Here is a 14782-nt window from a genome sequence, read left to right on the forward strand (position 1 = left end):
TGCCCTCCGGCAGGATCGCGCCGATGACCGGTGACGCGAGATCGGACGGCTCTCGACGGGCCATGTTCGGGTAGCCCGGGTCGAGAAGGCAATCCTGCGAGGGACTGCCGCGGTGGGGTGGGGAGTAGGGTCTCCGCCCCACCGTTCCCTTCGAGTCAGCCGCTCGCCTTCGTATCAGATCGACGAGCCGCGCAGCTTGTCGCAGAGGCGGGCCAGCTCGCTGAGCTCCGCGGGTTCGAGCATCGTTCCCACGCGGCGACTGATGGAGTCGGCGTGCTCGACGGCCACCCGACGGTAGAGGTCGTAGCCGGCATCCGTGAGGCGCACGATGGCGCCTCGACCATCGCTCGGGTCGTTGACCTTCTCGAGGTAGCGACGTGCGACGAGTCGATCGACGAGCCGGCTCACGCTCGGCTGGGTGAGCAGCACATGCCGGTTGAGCTCACGCAGGCGCAGCTGGCGCCCCGGCTGCCGGGAGATGTTGAACATGACGTCGTACTCGTTGAACGAGATGTCCAGGGAGGGGAACTCCTGTGCCAGGGTGCGCATGACGGCGACCTGCGCCCTGAAGAGCGACTCCCACGCGTTGACTGCGGCGGCGCGATCCGACATCCACTGTCCTCCCCTTTGAGGTACAAGAATATGGGGTCGAGCACTCGCCCCGCGCGAAGGGGGACGACCGAAAACGGCCGGAAACGTGATTGAGGGCCGGTCGTTGAGGCTAACGACCGGCCCTCTCCCTTGCACCAAGAGTGTCCTGCAATCACATTCCGCGTCAGCCGCCACAGCAAACAACTGACGCTCTCTGAATATATAACGAAGAGGTAACGGCCGCTAGTAGCGGGCGCGACTTTTCCCGTTATTCATCGAATGGGGGACAGGCGGACCGTGATCGCGAGGCGACCAGGAAGGTCGAGTCGGTCCCTGCGGGCTACTCTGCGGCTGCAGACAGCGCGTCGAACTCTGCATCGCTGAGCTGGATGGACGCTCCGCGAATGTTGTCTTCCAGGTGCTCGAGGCTCGAGGTCCCCGGGATGGGGAGCATGACCGGCGACCGCTTGAGCAGCCAGGCGAGTGCCAGTTGTGCCGGGGTGGCGTCGTGCTCGCTCGCCAGGGTCGTGAGCGGGCTGCTCTCTGCGGTCAGGCGGCCGGTGGCGAGAGGGAACCAGGGGATGAATCCGATGCCCTTCGCCGTCGCCCAGTCGAGCAGCTCTTCGGCGTCGCGGTGCGCCAGGTTGTACAGGTTCTGCACGGAGACGATCGGGGCGATCTTCAGCGCCGCCTCGGCGTCGGCGACGGTGACCTCGCTGAGCCCGATGTGGCGGATCTTGCCCTCGTCCTGCAGGGCCTTCAGCTCGCCGATCTGGTCTTCGAAGGGAACCGTCGAGTCGATGCGGTGCAACTGCAGCAGGTCGATGCGCTCCACAGCGAGGTGCCGCAACTCCATCTCGACCTGCTGGCGCAGATAGGCAGGCACGCCGGTCGGAGTCCAGAGGCCGGGGCCCTGGCGAGTCTGGCCGACCTTGGTCGCGATGACGATGTCGTCGGCATAGGGATGCAGTGCCGCGCGGAGGATGCCGTCGGTCACATCCGGGCCGTAGGCATCCGCGCTGTCGAAGAAGTTCACGCCGAGTTCTGCTGCGCGCCGAACGACGTTGATCGCGTTCTCGCGGTCGGCCGGTTCTCCCCAGACGCCCGGGCCGGTGAGTTGCATGGTGCCGTAGCCGAGGCGGGTGACGGAAAGGTCGCCGCCGAGGGCGAAGGTGCCCGAGGCATCCGCGGGTCGAGTGGTGGTGGTTGCCATGGTGGTTCTCCTTCTGGTTGTTGAGCAGGGCGTTCGGCGGCCGCGAGCGCTGCAGGCTGGAACAGCGGCCGAGGTCGCTTCGGGCCGTTCGATCAGGTCGTGCGGGAGGAGGCGCCGGTGTTGCCGACGTCGAGGCGCAGCATGCCGATCAGGGAATGCCGGCCGGTGCTCGCATGAGTGCGAACGTCAGGGCGCGGTCGCCCATTCCGAGCAGGAGACGTTTCAGGTCGCCTCCTGCGAGGATGACGTGGTGCAGCAGGGCGCGGTCGGACAGGTGCGACTCGTGCGCCGAGACGGCCACGAGTGTGTCGAGAAGCGCCTGACGGACCCGGCCCGTCACGACACCGAGGCACTCGCCTTGAGCGCGCTCGCCGGGAGCGGCATCCCGGTTCCCGCGCTCGTCGAGGTGCATCCGGGATCGATCCTTATGACGCTCATGCCCGGCGAGCGTCTCGACAGGGTCGACCATGGGTTGCGGCTGGACCAGTTGCGCGCATCCGCATCGATCCTCCGGCGACTTCACGCGCTGAAGCCCCCTCAGGGGCTGCCCGATGCGCCGGATGACGCGCTCATCATCGAGCGCTACCGTGAGGCCGGCGGCCCACCGCTGCCCTTCACGATCCCTCCGGCGAACCCGCCCGTGTTCTGCCACGGCGACTGGACCGACGGGAACCTGCTCACGCACCGGGGCCGCATCTCGGCCGTGATCGACTGGGAGGCCGCGCATCTGGGCGATCCGCTCCGGGAACTCTCGCGGGCAGCATGGGGCGCGGCTCGGAAGGACCCGCGTTCGTTCGCGGCGCTGGCCGAGGGGTACGGCGTGCCCGTGGCCGCGCTGCAGCCGTGGGTGCCCATCCACGCGGCGGAACTGTGGCTGTGGTTCGCCGAGGCGGGGCCCGTCGAGTATTTCGACGAGCTGACGCGGGAACTGCAGGGCGGGATGCCGCAGGAGGCGGCCGCACTCCAGCGGCGAGTACCCCTCGAGGAGTAGAGCGCCGCCTCCCGTTGGAGGATGCGGGGGCGCGCTGGCCCGCGGAGGATGGGGCCATGAGTGATCGTTCTCGTCCCTTCCGATTCGGAGCCGTGCTGTCGCTGCGCGAGAACGCGATGGCGTGGGCCGATGCCGGGCGCGAACTGGAAGCGCGGGGATATTCCACGCTGCTGGTGCCTGACACGCTCTGGACGCCGTCTCCGTTCCTCGTGCTGTCGGCGGTCGCCGCGCGCACGACGCGCCTGCGCCTTGGCACGTGGGTGCTGTCGGCTCCGTTGCGTCGGCCGGCGGAGGTGGTGCGTGAGGCCACGACCCTGCAGGGCCTGTCGGACGGACGGCTGGAACTCGGGATCGGCGCCGGCCGACCAGGGGGCGAGAGGGACGCCGCATCGTTGGGGACCGAGTGGGGATCCCCCGGCGACCGGGTGGGCCGCGTGCGGCAGGTGATCGCGGCGGTTCGGGCAGAGGTGCAGCCGGCGCCGAGCATCGTCGTCGCCGGTCAGGGAGACCGGATGCTGCGGCTGGCGGGCGAGTTCGCATCCACGCTGGCGCTGCCCACCTCGCCCTCCGCCGATCTGGAAGAACTGGAGCGTCTGACACGGCGCGTGGGTGCCGTCGCAGGCGAGGGGCTCGAGTTATCACTCTCGGTCTCGGGGGTGGGCGACGACCTGCCGCAGTGGCTCCGCCAGCAGATGGGTCTCACCCCCGACGGTCTCCGGCGATCGGGGGCCGTGGGGCTGCTCTCCGGCGACGTCGAGCTTGACGCCGAGGCGCTGCGGCGGGTGCGAGAGCAGACGGGCATCTCGTACTGGACGGTGCCCGGGGAGTTCGCGACGCGTCTCGCGCCGCTCGTCGCACGCCTCTCGGGGCACTGACGGCACGGGCGCCGAGCCGAGAACGAGGAGCGGGCCGACGCACTCGCTAATGTCGACCCATGGACGCGGACTGGATCGAGCACCGGCGGGGCGCCGACGGCGAGCGCCTGGGCTGGATGCGACCCGTCGACGACGGCTACATCGCGATCGATCTGCTCGGACGGCCGCGAACCGAGGTGGTGGATTGGCTCGGCGCGGAGGAGGCGCTCGACGAGATCGGGTTGCGCTACCTCGCTGATCCGCATGAATTGCGGCTGGAGGACGGCTCGTGGCTGCGCGTAAGGATCGCGGAGGTGTCGGCAGCCGCCATTCGGGTGAAGAAGGATGACTGGGGCGACATGACCGCGCCGCAGCTCTACTACACGCTCCCTTTTCCAGTGACGGAGAACCAGCTGCGCCCCGTCATCCCATGATGCGGCGCGCTCGGCCGTCCGCGGCCATCCTTCGCTAGATTCGGTCTTGACGCGTCACTTGTTTTTTGCAAGTGTGGGGATCGTCCACTTTCGGACCCATGAGAGGGAGAGAACGATGACATCGATGTTCGTCAACCTGCCGGTGACCGACCTGGAGCGCGCGAAGGCGTTCTACACGGCGCTCGGCTTCACCATCAACCCGCTCTTCACCGATCACAACGCCGCCTGCGTCGTCGTCGAAGAGGACCACAGCTACTTCATGATCCTGGTGCGCGAGTACTTCCAGACCTTCACCGAGCTGCCCATCGGCGACCCCGCGGTCAACCCGTCGGTCTCGACGGCCATCTTCTTCGAGAGCCGGGATGCGGTCGACAAGGCCGTCGCCGACGGCGTCGCAGCGGGCGGATCCGAGGCGCGTCCGGCTTCGGACTACGGCTTCATGTACCAGCGCCAGCTCAACGACCCCGACGGCAACATCCTCGAGTTCGGCTGGATGGACCCGACCGCTGCCGCGCAGGGGCCCGACGCCTTCGCGAACCAGCAGGGCTGAGCGAGAGAGATGGCCGCGCGCGACTACGGGCAGGCGGGTGGTGTCACGCGAGCCCTCGAGCTCGTGGGCGAGCGCTGGGCGCTGCTCATCGTTCGCGACCTGCTCGTCGGGCCGCGCCGCTATGGAGAGCTCGCCGCGGGGCTTCCCCGAATCCCGAGCAACATCCTCGCGGCGCGGCTCAAGGAGTTGCAGGCCGCCGGCGTGCTGCGCCGGGTGCCGCACTCGCGCGTCATCGTCTACGAGCTCACTCCCTACGGGCGTGAGCTCGAGCCCGTCGTCATCGCGCTCGGCGCCTGGGGATTCAAGGCGATCGGCGAGCCCCGCGAGGAGCAGGTCATCACGCCGGATGCGATGACCATCGACCTGCGCACCGCCTTCCGTCCGGAGGTGGCCGCGCAGCTGCCGGCCACCGCCTACGGCGCGCGCTTCGGTTCCGCGGAGTTGCTCGTCCGTGTGGACGGCTCGCGCCTCGACGTGACGCGGGGCATCGGCCCCGTCGACCTGGCCTTCGCTGCGGGGCCCGGCATCCATCGGCTCATCTCGGGCGCACTGGCGCCCGACCGCGCGATCGAGACCGGCGTCGTGGAGGTGTTGCGGGGGCCGAACACCCTGCTCGACCGATTCGCGAGCACCTTCCACCTGGCCGCCTGACCGGCGCGCTTCCACTCCGCCGGCGGGGGCGTCGCCCCCTTCTCGCCGCTGAACCATTTCGTCGCCGTTGATCCGTTGCTGGCGGGTCAACGGCGAGCAAATGGTTCAACCGCGAGTCTCGAATGCGCTCCGGAGGCGCCGCCACCCCTCCACGATGCATCGTTCTCTGCCACGCTAGAGCGAAGGCCGGCGAGCGAAGGGCGACGCATGGATGTGCTGATCATCGGCGTGCTCGCCGTCTTCGCGATCGTGCTGGCCGCGCAGGCCTCCACGCGCCTGAGGGTCGCCGCCCCGCTCGTCCTCGTCGTTCTGGGCATCGGGGTCAGCCTGCTTCCGATCGTTCCCGAGGTGCACGTCGAGCCCGAGTGGATTCTCGCCGGGGTGCTGCCGCCGCTGCTGTACTCCGCCGCCGTCTCCATGCCGACGATGGAGTTCCGCCGCGACTTCCGCGCCATCAGCGGGCTCTCCGTCGTGCTCGTGGTGATCAGCTCGGTCGGTCTCGGGCTGCTGTTCGCCTGGCTCATCACCGGCCTCGGCGTGCCGGCGGGCATCGCGCTCGGCGCAATCATCAGCCCGACGGATGCGGTCGCAACGACGATCGTCAAGCAGCTCGGCGTCTCGCCGCGGATCGTGGCCGTGCTCGAGGGGGAGAGCCTGCTCAACGACGCGACCGCCCTCGTCGTGCTTCGCTCGGCGATCGCGGCCACGGCGACGTCGATCTCGTTCTGGGGCGTCGTCGGCGACTTCTTCTACGCCGTCGCCGTCGCCGTGGCGATCGGACTGGCCGTGGGCCTGCTGAACCTGCGACTGCGTTCCCGGGTGAGGGATGCTGCGGTCAACACGGCGGTCTCGTTCACGATCCCGTTCGTGGCATCCATCCCGGCGGAGTTGCTCGGGGCGTCGGGCCTGGTCGCCGCCGTGACCGCCGGAATCATCACCGGTCGTGGTGCGGCTCGCTGGCTCACCCCGCAGCATCGGCTCTCGGACGCGCAGAACTGGCGCACCATCGAACTACTCCTCGAGGGCGGTGTCTTCCTGCTCATGGGCCTCGAACTCACCGCGATCCTGAACGACGTCGAAGCGGACGAGATCGCCGGCTTCGGCATCGCAGCCGGGTTGGCGGCGCTCGCCCTCGTTGCGACGCTGGTCATCCGTGCGGCCTATGTCGCTCCGCTGCTCTCCGGGCTCTCGCGCTCGGCGAGGCGCGACGCGTCTCGTCTCGACGGTGTCGAAGCGATGCAGAGCCGGCTGGATGCTGCTGCCGCGGGTCAGCCGCACGGTCCGGCGCCCGCGCCGGAGGAACCGCCATCCGGGCGCGGGGCCGGCCGGCGCACACGAGGACGACCGGTCCCGCGGCCGCAGGACGCCGAGCGCTTCCGCACCCGTCTGGCGCGATTCGTCGCCGACCTCGATTACATGCAGGCGGAACCGCTGGGCGTACGCGAGGGAACCCTCATCGTCTGGGCGGGCATGCGCGGTGTCGTGACTCTGGCCGCCGCACAGACGCTGCCCGCCGACACCCCCTCGCGGTCACTGCTCATCGTCGTCGCGTTCTTCGTCGCGGCCGCCTCGCTGCTTCTGCAGGGAGGCACCGTCGCTCCGCTTGCGCGGTGGCTGCGCCTGACGGGCGTCGGTGCGAACACCGAGGAACGCGAGCGCCTCTCGAACGAATTGAGCATCGCAGCCCGGGCGGCACTGAAGGAGAACGGCATCGACGTGCGCGCGCTGCGCCGACCGCCGGGCGACGACGCGCAGGATGCCCAGGACGTGCCGTCCCCCTCCCGCGACGCGGATCGCATCCGCTCGGTGCGCCTCGAGATGATCCAGGCGCAGCGCCGCCGACTACTCGAGTTGCGGAACGCCGGAACATACTCGTCGGGAGCGCTCACGTGGGCACTCGAGTCCCTCGATGCCGACGAGATCAGCCTCGAGTTGCACTCACCGGGTGCCGGGACTGAGTGAGGCCCCGAGGTGATTCAGTAGAGATCGGGGCTGGGCGTTGAGGCCTGACGGATCGAGACGTCCGCGTGGCGGTCGAAGCGGTAGCCCACTCCGCGCACGGTGCGCACGATGTCCTCATAGGCGCCGAGCTTGGCCCGCAGGCGCCGAACGTGCACGTCGATGGTGCGCTCGTTCGGTGCGTCCTCTTCGTCGGCCGCATCCCACAGTGACGCGATGAGCTCGGCGCGCTCGATGGTGCGGCCCTCCCGCAGAACGAGGTACTGCAGCAGCTCGAACTCCTTGTAGGTCAGTCCGGCCGACTCGCCATCGAGCAGCACGCGCTTGCGTGAGATGTCGACGATGACGCCGGCGGGGTGGCGGTCATCGACTCCCGGAGCGACCTGACGGTGCTTGGCGAGGGCGGAGGGGTCCTGGAGGGCGAGGCGCACGACGTCGACGTCGCGTCCGCCCGCTCCCTGCGGGGCCAGTGCGACGGCGGCGTAGGTCTCGCTGCCGGGAGCGACCTCGGCAGCGAGCGCCTTCAGTGCTTCGACGACGCGGTGAAGCGACGTGCCCGCCACCGCGGCCTTGGCCTCGTCGAACCCGACGTAGAGCACGAATCCGCGGGCCTCGGTGCCCTCAGGAACCGCTCGCACACGGGCGGCAGCGGCCGGCTGCGGCGCGTCGACGAGGGCGGGGCGTGAAACGGGGGAGGGGGTGGTCGGAGTGAGGATGGCGATCGACATGGGGTGATCCTTCGAAAGATGATGCGCGAGCCGCCGAGGGGCGGGTCGCTGAGGTGTGCGCTGCGCTGGTCTGCGTTGCGAGGAGGTGCTTCCGGGGCGGCCGGTGCGGATGGCGGAGGGCATCCGGGAGACGGATGATCGGCCCGCGTCAGGAGCGGGTGCGACGGCGTCTCGGCTGGGGCGTCGGTGTCAGCGGCACATTCGACAGCACAGCGGCGCAGCGACGGGCATCATCATGCCGTCGGTCCTCAAGGCCTCGGAGGAGGTCGAGAAGCGCGCGTCGTGGGTCATGAGGGAAAGTAAATCGACTGTGACGGAGTGTGTCAATTCATCTCACGCAAAAGGACGAATCGGGCGCGGAGGAGGTGCGACGCTGCAGCCACCCAGCAGCAGCATCCGGTGCGATCGCTCGGACAGTCGAAGAATCCGGTGACGAATGGGGATTCATCGAATTTTCGTGAAGTATGCGCAGATGGGCGCGGCGCACGCCGAAGAAGCTACGAACTACACCAAGCCGTACAGCCGGTCTCCGGCGTCGCCCAATCCGGGCACGATGTAGCCGTGCTCGTTGAGGTGGTCATCGAGGGCTCCGAGAACGATGGTCACCTCGTGCCCGTCGAACGCCTTCTCAACGGCGGCCAGGCCCTCGGGAGCAGCGAGGATGCAGATGGCCGTCACGTCTTGGGCACCCCGGGCGAACAGGAACTCGATGGCAGCCGAGAGCGAACCGCCCGTGGCGAGCATAGGGTCGAGCACGAAGCACTGCCGGTCGCTGAGATCGTCGGGAAGGCGCTCGGCGTAGGTCGTCGGCTCGAGGGTCTCCTCGTTGCGCGCCATGCCGAGGAACCCCACTTCAGCCGTGGGCAGCAGCGTGGTCATGCCCTCGAGCATCCCGAGTCCGGCGCGCAGGATCGGCACGATGAGCGGCTTCGGGTCGGCGATGCGTACGCCCGTCGTAGGAGCGACCGGCGTCTGGATCTCGTGAGCCTCCACGCGCACGTCGCGGGTGGCCTCGTAGGCCAGAAGCGTCATCAGTTCCGCCACGAGTGCGCGGAAGACGGGGGAGGGGGTGTTCTTGTCGCGGAGCACCGTCAGCTTGTGGGTGATGAGCGGGTGATCGGCAACATGAACGCGCATGCGATCATCCTATTCAGAGGAGGTTCGAGCGCCGATGGCGGGAATCGAAGAACATGCAGCGTGGATGAGGCTCGCGCTCGACGAGGCGCAACTGGCGCTCGCGAGTGGCGACGTTCCCGTCGGTGCCATCGTGACGGATGCGTCGGGTGCGGTCATCGGCCGTGGTCACAACGAGAGGGAGCTGCGCCACGATCCGACGGCCCACGCGGAAGTGCAGGCCATCCGTCAGGCGGCGCAAGCGCTCGGCGACTGGCAGTTGCAGGGCTGCACCCTCACGGTGACGCTCGAGCCGTGCGTCATGTGCGCCGGCGCCATTGTCGCGGCGCGGCTGCCGCGCGTCGTGTTCGGCGCCTGGGACGACAAGGGCGGCGCGGCGGGCTCGTCGTACGACGTGCTGCGCGACCGGCGGCTGAACCACCGGGTCGAGGTCTTCGCAGGGGTTGCCGCCGAGGAGTGCGCCGAGCTGCTGCTCACGTTCTTCCAGGGTCGGCGCTGAGGGCTCATCCTCAGAAGGCCCGGTCTCGCCGTGCCCGTGTCTGCGGGCGGGGCCATACTGGCAGCATCTCGAGGAAGGACGCCATCATGGATTCCCGAACCACTCCGATCGATCCGCCCCAGCTGTACCGCAGCCCGGCCTTCGCGCAGGGCATGATCGCTCCGCCCGGACCGATCCTCTTCGTCGGCGGCCAGAACGGCGTCGATGCCGATGGGGCCCTCCTCGAAGGCCTCGGCGCTCAGACGGAGCAAGCCCTGCGCAACCTGCTCGCGGTGCTCACCGAGACGGGCGCGAGCCAGGCCGACGTCGTCAAGCTCACCATCTACCTGGCACCCGGCATCGACCCATCGGATGCCTATGCCGCGACCGGATCGGTCTGGGGACGCACGCGCACGGCCGTCACCGTGCTCGGCGTCGCTCCCGCCCGCCCGGGGGCGCTCGTGGAGATCGACGCGATCGCAGCGGTGCCGACCCAGGACGGCTGAGGGTGAGGGCCTAGGAGCCCGCCGAGGCCTCGGCCGGTTCTCGCGCCGGCAGGCGTTCGAGGAATTCGCCGAGCAACAGGCGTGAGGCCTCCTGCTGGGCGGCCGAGTGCGCGACCCGTTCCGCACGCGCCGATTCCGGCGTCTGGCCCACCTCGAGCAGGTCCTGGCCGGAGGTCTGCACCCAGTCCTCGTGAATGGCGTCGGTGACCTCGGGGTGGAACTGCACGGCGAGCAGCCACTGCCCGATGGAGAAGGCTTGGTTGCCGTAGGTCTCCGAGCTCGCCAGGTGCGTGACTCCCTCAGGGAGGTCGAAGGTATCGCCGTGCCACTCCATCGCGGCCACGCCGGCGAAATGCCGCACGGGCGAGTCGAGGCCGGCCTCGGTCGGCGTGACGGTGACGTAGCCGATCTCCTTGACCGGACCCTTGTAGACGGGGGCGTCGAGAGCGGCGGCGAGCAGTTGCGCACCCAGGCAGACGCCGAAGACCGGTGCCTGATCGGCGATCCGCCGGCGCAGCAGGTCGATCTCCGCGGCGATGTACGGATGGGTGTCGCCCTCGTAGGCGCCCTCCTCGCCGCCGAGCACGACGAGCAGGTCGGCGCTGTGCGAATCGAGGGCCGCGACATCCGTCAACGGCGTGTCGATGATGTGCACGTCGTAGCCGTGCTCGCGAAGCGTCGACTCCAGGTTTCCCAGCCCGATGATCGGATCGTGGCGCAGCACGAGCGCCGAACGCGCCCGGTCGGAGCTCACTCGAGTCCCTTGATCACGATCGCATCGGTCTCGGGCTGCGGACCGGTGTGCGGGTGGTAGACGTCGGGCTCGAGGTAGATCTGCCGGGCGATCGGCACCACGGCGCGGATGCGCTCCTCGATGGCGTCGATGCCCTCGGCCACCTGGGCGAACCGGGCCTCGGCGTCCACCGCGATCTTGGCGCTCACGAGCAGTTCGTCAGGACCGAGGTAGAGCGTCTTGATGTGGATGATGCGCGTGGTCTCGGGGCCGTCGAGGATGGCGTTCTCGATCTCGGACATGTCGCGGGCGCTCGCGCCCTCGCCCACGAGCAGGCTCTTGGTCTCAACACCGAGGATGATCGCCACCAGGATGAGCAGGGCGCCGATGAGCAGCGTGCCGATCGCATCCCAGATGCCATCGCCCGTGATGGCGGTCAGCCCGACGCCCAGAAGGGCGAAGACGAGGCCGGTGAGCGCGGCGACGTCTTCGAGCAGCACGACGGGCAGCTCGGGCGCCTTCGCGTGCCGGACGAACGCCACCCAGCTCTCGCCCCCGCGCAGCGGGTTGGACTCCTTCACGGCGGTGCGCAGCGAGAAGGACTCGAGGCCGATCGCGACCGCGAGCACGAGTACCGGCAGCCACCAGTTCTCCAGCCCGTGAGGATGCTGGAGCTTCTCGACGCCCTCGTAGACGCTGAAGACGCCGCCGACGGAGAACAGGATGATCGAGACGACGAAGGCGTAGACGTAACGCTCCCGGCCGTATCCGAAGGGGTGGTCGCGGTCGGCGCGCTTGCGCGCCCTGCGTCCGCCGAGCATGAGCAGCAGCTGGTTGCCCGAGTCGGCGAGCGAGTGAACGCCCTCGGCGAGCATCGAGGATGATCCCGAGAAGAACGCCGCGATGAACTTGGTCACCGCGATGCCCAGGTTGGCCGCGAGTGCGGCGACGATCGCCTTGCTTCCTCCGGATGCGCTCATGAGGCAATCCTAGGATGGTCGCGTGAGAACGAACCTCCCCTCCATCGCCTTCCTCGGAGCGGGCAGCATGGCCCGCGCCATCCTCACCGGCCTGCTGCAGCCGGGCATCGAGGTGAGCGGCGGCATCCGCGCCACCAACCGCTCCAGCGCCAAGGCCGCCGAGCTCGCGAGCCTGCCCGGAGTGACGGCGTCGGCGACCGAGACGGATGCCGACGCGAACCGCACCGCGGTGCGCGGGGCCGGAATCGTCGTCGTGGCGGTCAAGCCGGGCATGGTGCCCGACCTGCTGCGCGAGATCGCCGACGCGCTGGACCCTGGCACGCTCGTGATCAGCGTCGCCGCCGGAGTGACGCTGGCGAGATTCGAGGCGCTGCTGCCGGCGAACGTCGCGGTCATCCGTTCGATGCCGAACACGCCGGCCGTCGTGGGACGCGCGGTCACGGGCCTCTCGGCGGGTGCCCGCTCGAGCGAGCACGACCTCGCCCTCGCGCGCACCCTCTTCGAGACCGTCGGCGACGTGCTCGTCGTTCCCGAGGAGCAGATCGATGCGCTCTCGACGATCTCGGGATCCGGGCCCGCCTACGTCTTCTACCTCATCGAGGCCCTCACGGATGCCGCGATCGCAAAGGGCTTCACGAGCGAGCAGGCGGCGACGATGGTCAACGGCACCTTCCGCGGCGCCGCGGAGCTGCTCGTCGCCTCGGGCGAGAGCCCGCAGGAGCTGCGCAGGCGCGTGACGAGCCCGAACGGCACCACCGAACGGGCGGTCGCCGTGCTCGAGCACGGCGAGCTCGCCGTCCTGTTCGAGCGGGCGACGGATGCGGCCCTCGCCCGCGCCCGTGAGCTCGCGGCGGGGTAGGACAGGCCACGGCCTCAGCCGCCGAGGGCCGCGAACCGCTCGATGTCGGCCTCGGTGCCCGAGACGATGATGAGGTCGTGGTTGGACACGACGGTGTCCTCGGTCGCATAGGTGAAGGGCTTCCCGGGGCTCTTCACGCCCACGACGGTGATGCGGTACTTGCTGCGCACGCCCGACTCGCGCAGCGTGAGGCCCCGGATGGGCTTCGGCGGGTACATCTTCACCAGGGCGAAGTCGTCGTCGAACTCGATGAAGTCCAGCATCCGGCCGCTCACGAGGTGGGCAGCGCGTTCGCCGGCCTCGCGCTCGGGGTAGATCACGTGGTTCGCGCCGATGCGCTCCAAGATCTTGCCATGCGAGGTCGAGATGGCCTTGGCCCAGATCTGTGGAATCTTCAGGTCGACCAGGTTGGCGGTGATGAGCACGGATGCCTCGACGCTCGAGCCGACGGCGCAGACCGCGATCGAAAAGTCCTGGGCACCGATCTGGCGCAGCGCGTCGAGCGACTTCGCATCCGCGACCACGGCGTGCGTCACGCGCTCCGACCACTTCTGCACGAGCAGCTCGTTGTCGTCGACGGCGAGCACCTCGCGGCCGAGCCGGTCGAGCTGGCCGGCCGTCGCCGCACCGAAGCGGCCGAGCCCGATGACCAGCACCGGGGCGTCGTGCTTGATGCGATCAACCAACGATGGGCCTCTCTTCCGGGCGCTTGAACAGCTGGCGTGACTCGCTCGCCGCCAGTGCCGCGGCGAGTGTCACTGTACCAATGCGGCCCATGAACATGGTGGCCGAGAGAACGTAGACACCGGCATCCGGCAGCCCCCCGGTGAGTCCCGTCGAGAGCCCGCAGGTGGCGAAGGCCGAGATGACGTCGAAGAGCACGACGTCGAGCGACTCCTTGGTGATCTGCAGCAGCAGGATGCTCGAGACCGCCACCGTTGTGGCGCCCCACAGCACCACGCTCACCGAGAGGCGCAGGATGTCGCGCGGGATGCGGCGCCCGAACGCCTCCATCGACTGCCGACCGCGCGCCTCGGCGAAGGCCGCTAGGAACAACACGGCCAGTGTCGTCACCTTGATGCCGCCGGCGGTGGATGCGGAGCCGCCGCCGATGAACATCAGCATGTCGGAGAGGAGCAGGCTGGACCCGTTCAGGTTCGAGATGTCGAGAGTCGAGAATCCGCCGGAGCGGGTCATGACCGAGAGGAACAGCGACTGGCCGATGCCGTCGCCGACGCCCATCGAGCCGAGCGTCTTGGAGTTGCCGGCCTCGAGCAACCAGAAGGCCCCCCACCCGACGACGAGCAGTGCGCCGTAGGTGAACAGGGTCAGCTTCACGTGCACGCTCCACTGCCGGGGGCGTCGCCAGCTGCGCACGAGCGCGTAGATCACGGGAAAGCCGATCGCCCCGGCGATCACGCCGAACATGAGGGCGCCGAGGAAGATGTAGTCGGTCGCGAACGGGGTGAGCCCACCGACATTGGGTGTGAAGCCCGTGTTGGTGAACGCCATCGCGGCGTAATAGAAGCTGTACCAGATCGCCTCACCGGCGTCGTACCCGGCGGCCAGCACGCGCGGGAAGAGGACGACGGCGGTCACCGCCTCGATCGCGAGCGCGCTGAAGGCGACCGTGGCGAGCAGGTTGCCGACCTCGCCGAGGCGCACCGCCTGGCTCTCGTTGACCGGTCCGACGTGGATGCGCGACGGGTTGCTGTCGCCAGCCGCCATCAGGCGTGCGCGCAGGCCGAGCCGTCGCGAGACCACCAGGCCGAGGATGGAGGCGAGGGTCAGCACGCCGACACCGCCGATGTTGACGCCGATGAAGATGAGCGCGTTGCCGAACGCCGACCAGTGGGTGGCCATGTCGACCGTCGACAGTCCGGTGACGCAGATGACGGAGACGGCGGTGAACAGCGCGTCGGCCAGCGGGGTCGCCGTGCGTGCCACTGCCGAGATCGGCAAGGCGAGCAGCAGCGTCCACAGCAGGATGAGGGCGGTGAAGATGAGGATGGCGAAGCGGGACGGCGAATGGCGGGCGAGAGCGTCGATGGCGTCGCGGATGCGCTCGAAGACGTTGCGCGGCGCGGTGCCGAGGCGACGCGACGCGAGCGTGCGCTGCAT

18 protein-coding genes are annotated in these 14782 nt (G+C 69.1%); 9 read left to right on the top strand and 9 right to left on the bottom strand.

Annotated features, from left to right (window positions below; translation table 11 throughout):
* Positions 1-174: 174 nt before the first annotated feature.
* The 3 genes from WDJ51_RS11655 to WDJ51_RS11665 form a co-directional block, all read right to left on the bottom strand.
* The gene (locus tag WDJ51_RS11655) at positions 175-612 is read right to left on the bottom strand and encodes a MarR family winged helix-turn-helix transcriptional regulator (RefSeq protein ID WP_337852625.1); all 438 of its coding nucleotides are present in this window, start codon (positions 610-612) and stop codon (positions 175-177) included.
* Between the two features lie 319 nt (positions 613-931).
* On the bottom strand, positions 932-1804 hold the full coding sequence (locus WDJ51_RS11660; RefSeq protein WP_337852626.1) for an aldo/keto reductase: 873 nt from the start codon (positions 1802-1804) through the stop codon (positions 932-934).
* A 148-nt stretch (positions 1805-1952) separates the two neighbouring features.
* Positions 1953-2144, bottom strand: coding sequence for a hypothetical protein (locus tag WDJ51_RS11665; protein WP_337852627.1), 192 nt, complete (start codon positions 2142-2144; stop codon positions 1953-1955).
* Here WDJ51_RS11665 and WDJ51_RS11670 point away from each other — a divergent pair.
* The 6 genes from WDJ51_RS11670 (at position 2088) to WDJ51_RS11695 (ending at position 7246) form a co-directional block, all read left to right on the top strand.
* On the top strand, positions 2088-2795 hold the full coding sequence (locus WDJ51_RS11670) for a phosphotransferase family protein (protein WP_443218494.1): 708 nt from the start codon (positions 2088-2090) through the stop codon (positions 2793-2795). The genes WDJ51_RS11665 and WDJ51_RS11670 overlap by 57 nt on opposite strands.
* 56 nt (positions 2796-2851) lie before the next feature.
* A complete protein-coding gene (locus WDJ51_RS11675) occupies positions 2852-3670 on the top strand; it encodes an LLM class flavin-dependent oxidoreductase (RefSeq protein WP_337852629.1) in 819 nt (272 codons plus the stop codon).
* Positions 3671-3729: 59 nt separating this feature from the next.
* Positions 3730-4083, top strand: coding sequence for a hypothetical protein (locus tag WDJ51_RS11680; protein ID WP_337852630.1), 354 nt, complete (start codon positions 3730-3732; stop codon positions 4081-4083).
* A 115-nt stretch (positions 4084-4198) separates the two neighbouring features.
* Positions 4199-4633 carry a VOC family protein gene (locus tag WDJ51_RS11685; protein WP_337852631.1) on the top strand — a complete coding sequence of 145 codons (435 nt, stop codon included), beginning with the start codon at positions 4199-4201 and terminating at the stop codon, positions 4631-4633.
* 9 nt (positions 4634-4642) lie between these two features.
* Positions 4643-5284: a winged helix-turn-helix transcriptional regulator gene (locus WDJ51_RS11690; protein WP_337852632.1), complete on the top strand. Its 642-nt coding sequence runs from the start codon at positions 4643-4645 to the stop codon at positions 5282-5284.
* 207 nt (positions 5285-5491) lie between these two features.
* Positions 5492-7246, top strand: coding sequence for a cation:proton antiporter (locus WDJ51_RS11695; RefSeq protein WP_337852633.1), 1755 nt, complete (start codon positions 5492-5494; stop codon positions 7244-7246).
* A gap of 14 nt (positions 7247-7260) precedes the next feature.
* Here the strand turns inward: WDJ51_RS11695 and WDJ51_RS11700 are convergent, their stop codons facing one another.
* Both WDJ51_RS11700 and upp read right to left on the bottom strand, forming a co-directional pair.
* Complete coding sequence (locus WDJ51_RS11700) at positions 7261-7971, bottom strand: winged helix-turn-helix domain-containing protein (protein ID WP_337852634.1); 711 nt, start codon at positions 7969-7971, stop codon at positions 7261-7263.
* 504 nt (positions 7972-8475) lie between these two features.
* Complete coding sequence (gene upp / locus WDJ51_RS11705) at positions 8476-9108, bottom strand: uracil phosphoribosyltransferase (protein ID WP_337852635.1); 633 nt, start codon at positions 9106-9108, stop codon at positions 8476-8478.
* A gap of 34 nt (positions 9109-9142) precedes the next feature.
* On the opposite strand from upp, the gene tadA reads away from it, so the two are divergent.
* Together tadA and WDJ51_RS11715 are read left to right on the top strand one after the other, a co-directional pair.
* Positions 9143-9604, top strand: a complete 462-nt coding sequence (tadA, locus tag WDJ51_RS11710; protein WP_337852636.1) for a tRNA adenosine(34) deaminase TadA — start codon at positions 9143-9145, stop codon at positions 9602-9604.
* Positions 9605-9690: 86 nt separating this feature from the next.
* Complete coding sequence (locus WDJ51_RS11715) at positions 9691-10089, top strand: RidA family protein (RefSeq protein ID WP_337852637.1); 399 nt, start codon at positions 9691-9693, stop codon at positions 10087-10089.
* A 10-nt stretch (positions 10090-10099) separates the two neighbouring features.
* On the opposite strand, the gene WDJ51_RS11720 is transcribed toward WDJ51_RS11715, so the two are convergent.
* Together WDJ51_RS11720 and WDJ51_RS11725 are read right to left on the bottom strand one after the other, a co-directional pair.
* A complete protein-coding gene (locus tag WDJ51_RS11720) occupies positions 10100-10843 on the bottom strand; it encodes a glutamine amidotransferase-related protein (RefSeq protein WP_337852638.1) in 744 nt (247 codons plus the stop codon).
* Positions 10840-11802 carry a cation diffusion facilitator family transporter gene (locus tag WDJ51_RS11725; RefSeq protein ID WP_337852639.1) on the bottom strand — a complete coding sequence of 321 codons (963 nt, stop codon included), beginning with the start codon at positions 11800-11802 and terminating at the stop codon, positions 10840-10842. Before WDJ51_RS11725 ends, WDJ51_RS11720 begins: the two co-directional genes overlap by 4 nt.
* Positions 11803-11824: 22 nt before the next feature.
* Between WDJ51_RS11725 and proC the strand changes: the two genes are divergently transcribed.
* Entirely contained in the window at positions 11825-12661 is an 837-nt protein-coding gene (proC, locus tag WDJ51_RS11730) for a pyrroline-5-carboxylate reductase (protein WP_337852640.1), read from the top strand.
* A 14-nt stretch (positions 12662-12675) separates the two neighbouring features.
* Here the strand turns inward: proC and WDJ51_RS11735 are convergent, their stop codons facing one another.
* On the bottom strand, positions 12676-13347 hold the full coding sequence (locus tag WDJ51_RS11735) for a potassium channel family protein (RefSeq protein ID WP_337852641.1): 672 nt from the start codon (positions 13345-13347) through the stop codon (positions 12676-12678).
* On the bottom strand, positions 13340-14782 hold the full coding sequence (locus WDJ51_RS11740; protein WP_337852642.1) for a TrkH family potassium uptake protein: 1443 nt from the start codon (positions 14780-14782) through the stop codon (positions 13340-13342). The genes WDJ51_RS11735 and WDJ51_RS11740 overlap by 8 nt, the downstream gene beginning before the upstream one ends.

It is taken from the genome of Rathayibacter sp. YIM 133350, assembly GCF_037404875.1.
In the GTDB taxonomy this organism is placed as follows: Bacteria; Actinomycetota; Actinomycetes; order Actinomycetales; family Microbacteriaceae; genus Orlajensenia.

Bases quoted from the DNA above. Each gene is read 5' to 3' on its own strand.
- WDJ51_RS11695 (WP_337852633.1), top strand. From the start codon at position 5,492: ATGGATGTGCTGATCATCGGCGTGCTCGCCGTCTTCGCGATCGTGCTG.
- WDJ51_RS11700 (WP_337852634.1), bottom strand. From the start codon at position 7,971: ATGTCGATCGCCATCCTCACTCCGACCACCCCCTCCCCCGTTTCACGC.
- upp (WP_337852635.1), bottom strand. From the start codon at position 9,108: ATGCGCGTTCATGTTGCCGATCACCCGCTCATCACCCACAAGCTGACG.
- WDJ51_RS11740 (WP_337852642.1), bottom strand. From the start codon at position 14,782: ATGCAGCGCACGCTCGCGTCGCGTCGCCTCGGCACCGCGCCGCGCAAC.
- WDJ51_RS11685 (WP_337852631.1), top strand. From the start codon at position 4,199: ATGACATCGATGTTCGTCAACCTGCCGGTGACCGACCTGGAGCGCGCG.
- WDJ51_RS11660 (WP_337852626.1), bottom strand. From the start codon at position 1,804: ATGGCAACCACCACCACTCGACCCGCGGATGCCTCGGGCACCTTCGCC.
- WDJ51_RS11675 (WP_337852629.1), top strand. From the start codon at position 2,852: ATGAGTGATCGTTCTCGTCCCTTCCGATTCGGAGCCGTGCTGTCGCTG.
- WDJ51_RS11690 (WP_337852632.1), top strand. From the start codon at position 4,643: ATGGCCGCGCGCGACTACGGGCAGGCGGGTGGTGTCACGCGAGCCCTC.
- WDJ51_RS11725 (WP_337852639.1), bottom strand. From the start codon at position 11,802: ATGAGCGCATCCGGAGGAAGCAAGGCGATCGTCGCCGCACTCGCGGCC.
- tadA (WP_337852636.1), top strand. From the start codon at position 9,143: ATGGCGGGAATCGAAGAACATGCAGCGTGGATGAGGCTCGCGCTCGAC.
- WDJ51_RS11715 (WP_337852637.1), top strand. From the start codon at position 9,691: ATGGATTCCCGAACCACTCCGATCGATCCGCCCCAGCTGTACCGCAGC.
- WDJ51_RS11655 (WP_337852625.1), bottom strand. From the start codon at position 612: ATGTCGGATCGCGCCGCCGCAGTCAACGCGTGGGAGTCGCTCTTCAGG.
- WDJ51_RS11680 (WP_337852630.1), top strand. From the start codon at position 3,730: ATGGACGCGGACTGGATCGAGCACCGGCGGGGCGCCGACGGCGAGCGC.